General features: G+C 46.5%; 9 protein-coding genes. 4 read left to right on the top strand and 5 right to left on the bottom strand.

All coding sequences use genetic code 11. The features are described from left to right. Nucleotides 1–4: 4 nt before the first annotated feature. The gene (locus OCU60_RS05570; RefSeq protein WP_139302174.1) at nucleotides 5–385 is read left to right on the top strand and encodes a hypothetical protein; all 381 of its coding nucleotides are present in this window, start codon (nucleotides 5–7) and stop codon (nucleotides 383–385) included. On the opposite strand, the gene OCU60_RS05575 is transcribed toward OCU60_RS05570, so the two are convergent. Next, a complete protein-coding gene (locus tag OCU60_RS05575; RefSeq protein ID WP_074375070.1) occupies nucleotides 372–923 on the bottom strand; it encodes an RNA 2'-phosphotransferase in 552 nt (183 codons plus the stop codon). The two genes, OCU60_RS05570 and OCU60_RS05575, sit on opposite strands and share 14 nt — an antisense overlap. 30 nt (nucleotides 924–953) lie before the next feature. Continuing rightward, a complete protein-coding gene (locus OCU60_RS05580) occupies nucleotides 954–1,832 on the bottom strand; it encodes a HEPN domain-containing protein (RefSeq protein ID WP_074375071.1) in 879 nt (292 codons plus the stop codon). Between the two features lie 412 nt (nucleotides 1,833–2,244). Here OCU60_RS05580 and OCU60_RS05585 point away from each other — a divergent pair, with 412 nt between their 5' ends. Both OCU60_RS05585 and OCU60_RS05590 read left to right on the top strand, forming a co-directional pair. Continuing rightward, entirely contained in the window at nucleotides 2,245–8,028 is a 5,784-nt protein-coding gene (locus OCU60_RS05585; protein WP_074375072.1) for a hemagglutinin repeat-containing protein, read from the top strand. Between the two features lie 10 nt (nucleotides 8,029–8,038). Next, the gene (locus OCU60_RS05590) at nucleotides 8,039–8,566 is read left to right on the top strand and encodes a hypothetical protein (protein ID WP_021021972.1); all 528 of its coding nucleotides are present in this window, start codon (nucleotides 8,039–8,041) and stop codon (nucleotides 8,564–8,566) included. Here the strand turns inward: OCU60_RS05590 and OCU60_RS05595 are convergent. Together OCU60_RS05595 and OCU60_RS05600 are read right to left on the bottom strand one after the other, a co-directional pair. Further along, nucleotides 8,563–9,159: a DUF4291 domain-containing protein gene (locus OCU60_RS05595; RefSeq protein ID WP_205410548.1), complete on the bottom strand. Its 597-nt coding sequence runs from the start codon at nucleotides 9,157–9,159 to the stop codon at nucleotides 8,563–8,565. The genes OCU60_RS05590 and OCU60_RS05595 overlap by 4 nt on opposite strands. An 11-nt stretch (nucleotides 9,160–9,170) precedes the next feature. After that, nucleotides 9,171–10,046: a HEPN domain-containing protein gene (locus OCU60_RS05600; RefSeq protein WP_074375074.1), complete on the bottom strand. Its 876-nt coding sequence runs from the start codon at nucleotides 10,044–10,046 to the stop codon at nucleotides 9,171–9,173. A gap of 460 nt (nucleotides 10,047–10,506) precedes the next feature. Between OCU60_RS05600 and OCU60_RS05605 the strand changes: the two genes are divergently transcribed. Continuing rightward, nucleotides 10,507–11,580, top strand: a complete 1,074-nt coding sequence (locus OCU60_RS05605; RefSeq protein WP_074375075.1) for a DNA cytosine methyltransferase — start codon at nucleotides 10,507–10,509, stop codon at nucleotides 11,578–11,580. On the opposite strand, the gene OCU60_RS05610 is transcribed toward OCU60_RS05605, so the two are convergent. Continuing rightward, nucleotides 11,577–12,308 carry an MAE_28990/MAE_18760 family HEPN-like nuclease gene (locus OCU60_RS05610; protein ID WP_074375076.1) on the bottom strand — a complete coding sequence of 244 codons (732 nt, stop codon included), beginning with the start codon at nucleotides 12,306–12,308 and terminating at the stop codon, nucleotides 11,577–11,579. The two genes, OCU60_RS05605 and OCU60_RS05610, sit on opposite strands and share 4 nt — an antisense overlap. Between the last annotated feature and the right edge of the window lie 2 nt (nucleotides 12,309–12,310).

Below are 12,310 nucleotides of genomic sequence, written 5' to 3' on the forward strand. Positions count from 1 at the left end.
ACTAATGCAAAAAAAATTTACACTCTATACAACTAGCATACTGCCTTCTGGTTTTAAGTATCCAGAACATTACATTCAGTTGTCTAAGGGTATTGATTTTCCTGAAAACTTTATTTGGTGGTTTGAAGATGCGAACATGGAAGGTGGGGAGCTCGCTTGGAATCTGCGAATGAAATACAAAGAGTGGAAACATATAGGTGAAAGAAATTTAATTCCCTTTGCTCAATTGAACGATGATGCTGCTTTTTTTGACGGTGATGATACAACAGGAAATCCCCGAGTCATTGTAATTGACCTAGGGAATAAACAACGATCTTATGAGCTTGAGAGTTTTGAAGATTGGCTCAATGACGCTCTTGAAGATTCAGGGATTAAGAAAGAATAAATTCAGGTAGAACATAACTTGTTAGCCAAACTCCATTTTCAGAGAGATAGAATTCATAGCCCTGCTCATACATGAGTCGGGCTTTAATCTTCAAGATAACAGGTTTACCGTATCGCTTACCCACAGATACAGCTGTCTCCGTGTCTGCAGAGAGATGGACATGCTGACGCTGCTGTGGTTTTAATCCTTGCTCGATAATACTGTCTAAAAATCGAGTCGCTGTACCGTGGTATAAAAATTCTGGTGGGACAGAAGGTTGTAGTTGTAAATCGACACGGATTGAATGTCCTTGGTTGGCTCGAATATGTTGACCATCTTCAGACATAATGAAACGTTTTTTATCATTGGTATCTACAACTTCTTGAATTAAGTCCCTATCAATATTCTCTATTTCGTTCGAAGTAGAAGCTTTATGAATCAGCTCGTCAATATTAGCCCAGCCATGAGGGTCAAGTGTTAGACCAATCGTTTCTGGTTTATGACGTAGTACAAGGCTTAAAAATTTACTGATATGTTTAAGTTGATTTTGGGAAGTCATATATTTTATTTTCTCTATTACATACTTAAGTTAGTTAATTCTTCGTTTTAAACAACCCCGTTCCACCAATCCTTTCAGCTTTTGCACCTCACCCTCCAGATATGCCAATTCTTCCACGGTAATCTCATAATGCTCCGAATAGCGGGCTTCGATATAGGCGCGTTGCAGGCGGCGGAAGCAGCGGCGGTGGAATTTGTTATCGAGCGGGAAAATGGTTGCAAATTCAGCATCGATTTGGGCGCATAGTTTGCCCAGTTTTTCGATGTTGTGGGATTTAGGTAAATAATTGGTGCAGGTGAGTAGGGTACAGGCAAACAATTTTTCAGTGACTTGGTGAAGCTGAAATGCCGCAGTCTTCAGATGATGATTTGCAGTCATGAGTTCAAAACACATAAAGAATTCGTTGGCACTCGTAAACCACTGCTCATAATGCTTACGAGCGATCTCCCGTTGCTCTGCTTCGGTTAAATCCCCCGGCTCGGCCAGCGGTTTTGGTGTGGCGGCAAACAGTTCAATCCCTTCTTCGCGGATATCTTTGAAGAAATAATGCCCTTGCTGTAGCCGTTCATTCACTTCCTGCAAATCATGGACAATCAATCCCAGCGGTGCGGCAGTGACTTTTCGGTCGATCTGCTCTTTGGCGCGTTGCCAGACCACATCTTCCTCAACCAATGCGGCTTTATTCACAATCACCAGAATGTCGTAATCACTGATATAGCCATTGATCGGATCGTTGACCCAACTGCCTTTGGCATGGCTGCCGAACAGGATGATTTTTAAGATGCGAAACGCACTTTTACTCGCCGTTTTGCCCTGAAGATAATCGTCCAGCGTATCGCGCAGAATCGTTGAAATCGTTGCCAGCTCGTGCTGTTTGGATTCAGGCAAATGGTCGAGAGATGTTTTCATAAAGCGATATTCGGTCTGTGTGGATTGAATGGTTTATAGGATAAAAGAAGCGAGCGGCAAAAAACACTGTTTGTCATGGTTTTAGATGGGTTACCTAGGGAAATGCGACGGGGTTCGGTTTTATTGGTTTGTCTGGTGATTCTTGCCGTCTTTGGCTTCGAGGCATGACGCACAATTACGTTTTTCGGTTTCAGAGGCATCAGTGCTCTGTGCGCCAGTTCATCTTTCAGAGATGAAAGACGAACCAGAAAATCTTTTTTGTTTGGCTTGGGCGTGTGCTTTCCAGAACCGGCTTTTATAGGCGTCCTGCCCGGAAAAGCCTAACCATTCATCCGTGAATGGTTTTCTTGGTCGGGTGGTTTTCCCAAACCACGGAATTACAATTTACCTTCCCAGCCTCCGGCACCGAAATATGACGCACTTTAAGGTGTGTGTCCTGATAAGCTATCAGAACAGCATTCCATTTCCTGACTATCGGCTGCCGACCAGCCCGCATGGTTTATTTGTCTTCTCTGACGGCCCCCAAAGTGATTATTTGATCGCAACCAACCCTGCGGTCACCAACCTGAATAATTTCCTCGGCTCGGACTATTTCAAAGACCAGTTAAATTACGATCCGGAGCAGAAAGAGAAGTTTCTCGGGGATGCCTATTACGACACCAGAACGATCACGCAGGAAATTTTTGAGCAGACCGGCAAACGCTATCTGAGTGATGATATCGGCAGCGATCTGGCGCAGATGAAGCAGTTGATTGACTCGGCAGCACAGCAAAAAAATAGCTTAAACCTGAAAAATGGCGTCGCGTTAACCGATGAGCAAATTGCCCGTTTGAGCCACGATATTATCTGGTATGAGCCGATTGAAGTGAATGGTCAGACGGTGATGGCACCGAAACTGTACCTCTCTTCTGCCTCACAAGACAATATTTCGAACGGTGCATTACTGGCCGGACGTAACATTGATATCGGCACGGGGGACTTCGCCAACAGTGGGTCAGTCAGTGCCCGTGAAGATTTGAAGATTGCCAGCCGCGGAGGCATCAGCAATACCCGCGGTACACTCAGCGCCAATGATGATCTGGCGTTGATCGCCACCGGCGATATTGTCAACAAAAGTGGGGTGATTGACGGCGGTGGTGTTCAGCTCCAAACGACTTCCGGCAGCGTGGTCAACGAGACGCTCGCCAATAAAACGGATTATGGCAATGGGTTTGTTAACACAGACATTGGCCCGGAAAGTTTGATTCAATCCCGAACCACGTTGGGCGTTTCTGCTGGTCAAGACATCGTCAGCCAAGGGGCAGCCATTCGGGCGGGTGAAGGTACCGTTCTGCTTGCCGGTGGGAACGTCACTTTTGGTGCGATTGCGCGTGAAACCCAACAGTCATTTCTTGGTGGAACTCGTCAGGTTATTCAAGACATTGTTCATTTAGGTTCCACGGTGAGCTCAGGCGGGGATTTAACCATTCAGGCTGGCAACAACCTTCATGCCACGAATGCAGATCTTTCGGCGCAGGGTAATCTGATATTGGCCGCAGGTCATGATATTACGTTGGATACCGCAGTCGATACTGCCTATCGTTACAGTGATGGTGGCGGTCATACACATAAACTGAGAACCACCACCAACCAAGGCAGCAACCTCTCGGGCAATGATGTGTTGCTGCAATCCGGTAATGACACCACGCTGGTCAGCTCCGGTATTCAGGCATCCGGTGATGTTGCCCTGAATGCAAAAGGCGATGTCAATATTCTGGCCGCCAACGACAGCCGCTATGAATACAGCAAATCAACCCACAAAAAATCGTTCGGCCGTTCGAAAACCACCATTCATGAAAGCCTCAATGAAACCGTCCGCGGTAGCTCGATTGCCGCTGGTGGTGATATCACTATCAAGGCACAAAAATATACCAAAGCCAAGCTGGCCGGTGGCGACAGTGATATTCAGGTGGTCGGCTCGAACCTCAATGCCGGGGATACTATCAACCTCAGTGCCGACGGCGATGTGATTCTGGCTGCGCAGCAGTACCGTGAATACGAATACAACCAGACCATCAAAAAAGGCTTCGGCGGCCTGAGTGGCAGTAACCGCGGTAATCTGGACGATGCGACGCTGCTCGAAGGTGCCAACACCATCGCGGCCAGCCATATCAATATCAACTCCGGTAACGATATCGGGGTGATCGCCAGTACCGTCAGTGCCGGTGGTGATGTCAACATGCAGGCGCTGGATGAAGTGTTGGTGACCGCAGATAACATCCTGCGCCAAACCCAGCAGTGGGATGAAAAGAGCAGCTTCCTCAGTGGCGGGCATCTGATGGAGATGTCCTCAGACCGCGAAGGGATGCAAAGCAGCACCGCACAGGGCAGCCAGATCACCTCACACGGCAACGTTAACATTCAGGGCGGCAGTGTCGCACTGGTGGGCTCGGATGTCGTCGCTGGTGAAGATACGGTCTTGAAAGCGGATACCGGTGATCTGGATATTCGTTCGGCACAAAATAGTATTCGCCAGACCTCACAGCATAAGAAAATCAGTGTGGATATACCGATTTTTGAGATGCTGAGTCACCCCGAATCGGCACTGCAAATTACCGATGGTCAAATCCGGCTGCAAATTGGTAAAGCGACCTATGATCAGGTGGATAACCAGACAACAGCCACGACGCAGACGGGCTCGAGTGTTCTTGCCAACAATGATGTATCACTCAGTGCAGCCAACGACCTGACGGTGACGGGCAGCCGGATCGCGGCAGACCAAGATGGCAGCGGTGCAGGTGATTTGAGTCTGGCAGCAGACAATATCCTGATACAGGAAGCCAAAGAGACCGAGCAGACCCAGAGTAAAGAAATTCACGGTAAAGCTGGAGCTAGTCTCGTGGTTCAGCATCAGTCTGTTGAAGTGGCGAAGGCGGTCAAAGGCGTTCAGGAAGCAACCAAAGCCCTGAAGCAGGCCAAGCAAGATTATCAACAGTACAAGAAACAACTGTCGTCACTGCAAGGCACGCTGGCGACGCTGCAAGCTGACTATGCAGCGAAAAAGCCGGGGGTTAATTTTGAGGATATCGAGGAACTACAAGACCTTGTCTCTGATCTCAAAGGCGATGAAGCATGGTATGTCTCCGGTGTCGCGCTGGCTGCGGAGAATGTCACTTCAAAAACCACGCTCTTGTACAAACAAAATCGTGCTGCGGTAAACAGTATCACTTCCGGTGCGTTTGGTTTTGATGCCGGGCTGCATCTGGATATTGATGCCAACAAACAAAACAGCCAGTCCCTTCAGGTGACGTCGGTCGGCTCTCAATTGTCGGGGCAGAATGTCACGATTGAGGCGGGTCACCAAGCCGGACAGTCAGCGACGGTACAGGGCTCTGTGGTACAGGCTGAAGACACACTGGCTGTCAGTGGCAATCAGGTGAATCTGCTGGCGTCAGATGAGCAAAACAGCAACTCAAATGGCAGCGAGTCGGCGCATGTCGGTGCTTCTGTCACGCTATTCGGGGCGAACAGCGGGATTAACCTCGATGCCAGCTATAGCCGCAATGAGACTGTATCTAACAGTCAGACCCACACCAACAGTGTGTTGAGTGCCGATCATATCCAAATTACCTCGGACGGTAATACCGATGTGGACGGTGCCAGCGTTGCGGCCAATGAGCAACTGGATATGTCGGTGGGCGGTGACCTGAATGTGGCGTCGGTACAGAATCGTTACAGCAGCACCAATCACGGCGGTTCTGTCAGCGGTGGGTTGAGTCTCTCCGGCGGGGATGTCGGTAAAGGTGGTGTTGTCACCGATTTTGCCCATGCCGGGAACTTACAGGGCGTGAATGGTGGTGTGAACCTCTCCAACGGGCGTTCACACAGCCGGGAAACCGTGCTGACCAGCATCACCGCCGGTGGTGATGCCAATATCACCGTGGGGGGCAATACCGATATCAAGGGCGCGACGATTGCGACGGTGAATGAAGACGGCAGCGACGCAGGAAAGCTCCATCTGGAAACAGGTACGCTGAGCTATACCGACCTGAGCAATACCCGTTATACCAGCAGCTTCAATGCAGGGATGAGCACGGGTGTCGCTATCGGCAAAGATAAGACCGGTTCGACCCAAATGGACAGTACCTATAACTCATCGAGATATCAGTACACCAATCAAAGCGGTTATCACAAGAGCAAAACGCTGGCGACGGTCGGACAGGGCGTGCTGCGTATCGAGGACACACACAGCAGTGATGATACCGAGCGTCTGAACCGGGATATCACCAACACGACCAAAGACCTGTACTCAGTGGATCGTCAGCAGGGCAACGTTGATGTCACGGTTGACCACCGGTGGCTGAGTGAGACGGGGCGTGCACAAATCAAGGAAGACTTTAAACGCAATGCAATCACTGGCACTGCGATTGCCGATACGGTAACGAAAAAGAGCGTAGGCTTATTGAGTGATGACGACAGTGGTGTCAGCAGCCTACGGGAGCATGTGGGACAGAAACAAGGGTTCTTTACCGCAGCAAAAACATTTGTGACAAGCGATGACAATCAGGCGTATGTCGAGACACTCAATAACCCGATTGCAACTCCGGCGCAAAAGGAGGCGGCTTATCAGGCACTGTCAGCATCCGTTGCTGAGCAGTTTGGTTTGAACCTGGCACAAGTGATGACAGCGCTGGTCAAAACAGCGAATGGTCAGTCCGCTAAAGGCGCATATGCTGAAGGGACGGTGCTCATCAATGATGCAGCGCATTACCGTCTTGAAGATATTGTCAACACCATCGGCCATGAAACCCAACATTATCTGGACGATGCTCAAAGTACCGGTACACATAATGATGCCTATAAGGCGAATCGGGAAGAGTATGCCGACACGATGGGTGAAGCCACTGAAGATTATGTTGGTTTTAACTTCGCCAATACAGGGCGCGGTGATTTCGGTGGCTGGAATTTACAGCGAGGCACAAATCGTAGTGATTTAGTCCAAGAAAATACACAAACGGCAGCGCCATTATTGCGAGACCCGACGATTGATTATCGTCAGCCGAATGCTGATGAGCGAACTGCGATTCTGGCACTTGCCGGGAATGATAAGCGCCGTCAGCAAGAGCTGAAAGAGGCCGCCTGTGCCTTGACGCATTGCTCTGCGGAATATGCAGTCGGCACAGAAAAATATAATGAAATGAAAGCCCTTGAAGAGGCTGGAGCCAGCAATCCGGAAGCACAGGAAGTGTTGTTGAAATATAGCTTCCTGAAAGTTGCCGACAATATGAACATGGCAACGGTGGTGGACAAATCATTTGGCTACACCGACAGCGATGCGCGGACGGATCGGTATCAAGCAGGTATGGATCAAGGGACTGAGAATAGTCTGAAAGCATTCAATGAGGCCTACGGAACCAATATCACTAAAGAGCAGTTTGAGTCAGGGGTTGGTTTCTTGAGTGGTCTTGCCGCTGGGTTAGGTGCGGCGAAAGGGGGCAAATATACTGGCGCAGCGACAGCAGAGGACGCAGCAGCATATAAGGCACTCAAGGGAATAGGGGAGAAAGCTGATACGGTTAGTTCGTTGTCGACAAAAGGATTGCCAACTTCAGGGAACACGTTATCCCGGGAAGAGGCATCGATCATCAGTCGGGGAAATTCTGGTGGTTCAGTGGTCGGGGCTTCTTCAGCCGAGACACCGAGTGTGAATCGTGGTAGTTTGGCGGGGAGTGGTTCTTCTTCATCGTCTCCGGCAGCGGCAATTGGTGAAGGGACGGTGCAGGCTTCAGGTGCGACGAAGGGTGGAAGTGTTGTTCCAAACAGTGCTGAAGAAGTCTCCACAGTATTTAGGGTTCAAGGTGGAACGCCACCAAAAGCTAGTAGAAATCTTGTCCAGATTGATGCTGATGGAAATCCGTTAATTAATAACACTACCCTTAACATCAGTATTGGTGATATTGAGCACGCTCGATATTTCCAAAGCTTGAGACCAGGTTCTGAGATAACTTCCTTTGATATCCCTAAATGGATGGATGATTTCATTGAGGAAAGTGCCATTCCTCAAGTGAACTATAAATCTAACCCATTGAGTCAGGGCGGTTTAGCTCCAAAAATTGTAGACCCTACAACTCCTGGACGCTCATATGAATTACCATCAATTTGGACACAATGGCTTGAAGAAACGGCAGTCAAAGGATCAGGAAAAGTTATTAAATAGGTATATTTAAATGAGCGATATAGAAGATCAAAAAGTTGTAGTAGTTGTTCGTTTTAAAGGAAAAATTTTTTGGTTTAGGAGTGATCGTGATTTATGGGTTCTCGATGTCAATAAGTGGCGTGATGAGTTTATAGCACATGGTTATGAAGTACCTGAGTTCCAAGACGATTATCGATTTGGGATTCGTTCAGTTAATCAAGAAACTGCCCAACAGTTTCTTGATAGCATGTTTGAGTTTGAAGTTCAGCGTGATGAATTGAGTATTGAGTTAGCGAATAGATTTACTACTGCAAGATCATGGTGGGATGTTTCAGATTTATTTCCAATAATGTTCGTAAATTTTGATGACTGCAAGGTTGCAGGGTTTTATCCAGATGGCACCCCGATGGAACGCTATATTCCAGATGGCTGGGAAGGTGAATTTATCGACTTTGCGAATGATTATCCCGAAGAAGTTTTTCCAACTTCCGAAAAGTTTTGGGTTCAAGGTGAGTCTGATCTATTGAAGCTATTGAATGAAAAAGGTGCCAGCAATTAAGTGTTCAAGTGCTTAAAGATATCGTCTGCAACCTCGTAGGGTTCTTCAACAGGCAGCAGCTGTTCAGCGGCTGCCTGTTCTCCTTTCTCAACCAGTGCATGGATCTCAGTCGCCAGATCAGTCACTTCAGTAATCTGCTGTATCCACTCATTCACATAAAGCGGTACAGCCTCATTAGAGAGTCCGATCTGAATAGATCGATGCTCTAGCGGCTGTAAATACAAGTCCCGTTCCGGATCCCATTGAATGCGAATCGGCGTGGCTTTTTTTATTTTTAGCCACTCATCTCTGTCTTTATATTTTTGAGCGTCATGGCTGAGTAAACTGTTTTCTAAGGCCCATTCAAAACCTCCTCGTGTAATATCAATTGCGAGTATCCGATTTTGACCAGCATCTTTCTGCCCCCAACCAGAGCGGTACATCATCCAGAGGAAAGAGGGTTTAATCCAAGTCATGCGTTCCATCTTGAATGGTGGTGATTTGAATGTACCGTGTTCAAGGGCTGAATCAGCAATTGCATCATTGTAAGCTTGGTAGACTCGAATAGTTTTATCGTCATAGACAGCTCGGATTTGTCGAATTGGAATAGTCATATTTTTTATCATCACCCAACCCTTTCCAAACAAACCCGTTCCACCAATCCTTTCAGCTTTTGCACCTCACCCTCCAGATATGCCAATTCTTCCACGGTAATCTCATAATGTTCCGAATAGCGGGCTTCGATATAGGCGCGTTGCAGGCGGCGGAAGCAGCGGCGGTGGAATTTGTTGTCGAGCGGGAAAATGGTTGCAAATTCAGCATCGATTTGGGCGCATAGTTTCCCCAGTTTTTCGATATTGTGGGACTTGGGTAAATAATTGGTGCAGGTGAGTAGGGTACAGGCGAATAAATGTTCACTTGCTTGATGGAGTAAAAACGCAGCTTTTTTCAACCAATGGTTTTGCATCGTTACTTGGTGTAAAGCAATAAACTGAACTGCACTTTCAAACCACTGTTCATAATGCTTACGGGCAATTTCCTGCTTTTCTGCTTCGGTTAAGTCCCCCGGCTCTGCCAGCGGTTTTGGTGTGGCGGCAAACAGTTCAATCCCTTCTTCGCGGATATCTTTGAAGAAATAATGCCCTTGCTGTAGCCGTTCGTTCACTTCCTGCAAATCATGGACAATCAATCCCAGCGGTGCGGAAGTGACTTTACGGTCGATCTGCTCTTTGGCGCGTTGCCAGACCACATCTTCCTCAACCAGTGCGGCTTTATTCACAATCACCAGAATATCGTAATCGCTGATATAGCCGTTGACCGGATCGTTGACCCAACTGCCTTTGGCATGGCTGCCGAACAGGATGATTTTTAAGATCCGAAACTCGCTTTTACTCGCTGTTTTGCCCTGAAGATAGTCGTCCAGCGTATCGCGCAGAATGGTCGATATGGTGGCAAGCTCCTGTTGTTTGGATTCGGGCAAATGGTCGAGAGATGTTTTCATAAAGCGATATTCGGTCTGTGTGGATTGAATGGTTCATAGGATAAAAGAAGCGAGCGGCAAAAAACACTGTTTGTCATGGTTTTAGATGGGTTGCCTAGGGAAATGCGACGGGGTTCGGTTTTATTGATTTGTCTGGTGATTCTTGTCGCCTTTGGCTTCGAGGCATGACGCACAATTTCTTTTTCCTGTGGTTTGCTTGAATTGAGGAAGGTTATCGACTCCATTTTATGGCGTGTGTCCTGATAAGGCTCTTTACTAGAATTCAATGAGAGTTTTGTGTGGTAAAATGGGCACCCGATTGACACAGAAAAAGAATCACTGTATACCAGAGCGTTTTCTGATAATGGTAGGTCAAGGTTAGAACTTGGTCGTTCGAATCTTAACTGGGAGTTATGGGGTAGCTAAGTTCTCTATTGTCTGAGAACTACGAATAGTAACGCTTCATATGGGTTTATTTTAGATGTTTGCTGAACACGATAATTATTTAATTAAGGCTGTAGATTTGTTTTGTGGGGCTGGAGGATTAACGTATGGTCTTCAGCGTTCTGGCGTTGATGTGGTTGCTGGCTATGATATAGAAGCATCTTGCAAATATGCGTTTGAACATAATAACAATGCCGTCTTTTTTGAAAAAGATGTGAGGATTGTATCTGATGATGAAATAAAACAACATTTCCAAGGAGCAGATTACTCTCTTTTAGCTGGTTGCGCTCCATGTCAGCCATTTTCTACATATTCTAGAACAAAGAAAAGATCAAACTTAGAGGATAATCGTTGGAATCTTCTTTCTAGTTTCGGACGTCTTATTTCTTTGGTTCTTCCCGATTTTGTTACAATGGAAAACGTTCCGGGGCTAGCCTCTGAACAAGTTTTCTCTGATTTTCTGATGACCCTATCTAACAATGGTTATTCGGTTGACTATGCGGTCGTTTATTGCCCAGATTACGGGATGGCTCAAACAAGAAAACGACTGGTACTTGTTGCTTCTAGGATATCAGACATAAAGCTGTTGCCACCTACACACAATACGCAAACGTACAGTTCTGTTAGAGATGTAATCGAACATTTACCAAAGCTCGATGCTGGAGAAACATGTAAAAATGATTCCTTACATCGAGCTTCCATTCTTTCCGATATTAATTTGCAAAGGATACAAGCCTCTTTGCCGGGAGGAACTTGGTTGGACTGGCCAGAAAAGCTAAGGGCGGGCTGCCATAAAAAATCTAGTGGTTCTACCTATTCAAGCGTCTATGGTCGAATGTCTTGGGATGATTTGGCTCCAACGATTACAACTCAATGTAATGGATACGGAAATGGAAGGTTTGGTCATCCAGAGCAGGATAGAGCTATTAGTTTAAGAGAAGCCGCTATGCTTCAATCTTTCCCTGAAACCTATAAGTTTCATAGCGATGGGGATAAATTTAGCATAGCTGCTTTGGCTAAAATGATTGGAAATGCTGTCCCTGTACGCCTTGGTGAGATTGTAGGTGATAGTATCAACCAATCTATAAGCACTTTATCTAAAGCTAATTAACCTGCTGCGGGGATTCTATATCCTTGCTGATTGATGAAATCGTCATAGCTTTGAATAATAAAAGATAAATATTCCTTAACTATATCGATTAGTTTTCGAAAGTCACTTGCCACATGGTTATCTCCACACTGGGTAAAGGATAGGGAGCCATGTGCCAGCTTATTTCTCACCTCTTTGATGAGTCTGATAGGTGCTTTATCATCTCTAAACTTTTCGTTAATCTTTCGGTTCAGATTTCTTGGTAGATTTAAGTTGATGCCTATACTTCCACTTAACCTTTTTATTTCTTGAGAGTCCCAGTTGCCGCCCCCACTTGGGGGGATTTTGAGTTCAATAGGCCTGATGCTAAGAACTTGCTCAAATAAGTCTATAGCTTTCTCAAATCTTTTATCGTTGCTTAATGATTCAAATGGAGAGGCTACAGATTTTACGTAGAGCTTTTTCATGTTTTCGGTAAGCAAGGTTAGTTGCCCATTAATTCCTTGGGCAGCATGCCTTTCTACAGCATCTATCAACAATGATATGGTTGACTCAATAAGATTATATAAATGTAGATAGATCCCTGAATACATTATTTTTTGTTGTTCTGGCTTTATTCTATATCCTGTACCATCAACATCAAAAACCGCTCCGCCAGAACCTACAGCCTTTTCTATATTTGACACCAGTTCAAAGTAAGTCTCAATGTCACTGATTCGCTCATCAAATGTATCTCGAACAAGTTGCACTG

The sequence above is a fragment of the Vibrio spartinae genome (genome assembly GCF_024347135.1).
In the GTDB taxonomy this organism is placed as follows: Bacteria; Pseudomonadota; Gammaproteobacteria; order Enterobacterales; family Vibrionaceae; genus Vibrio; species Vibrio spartinae.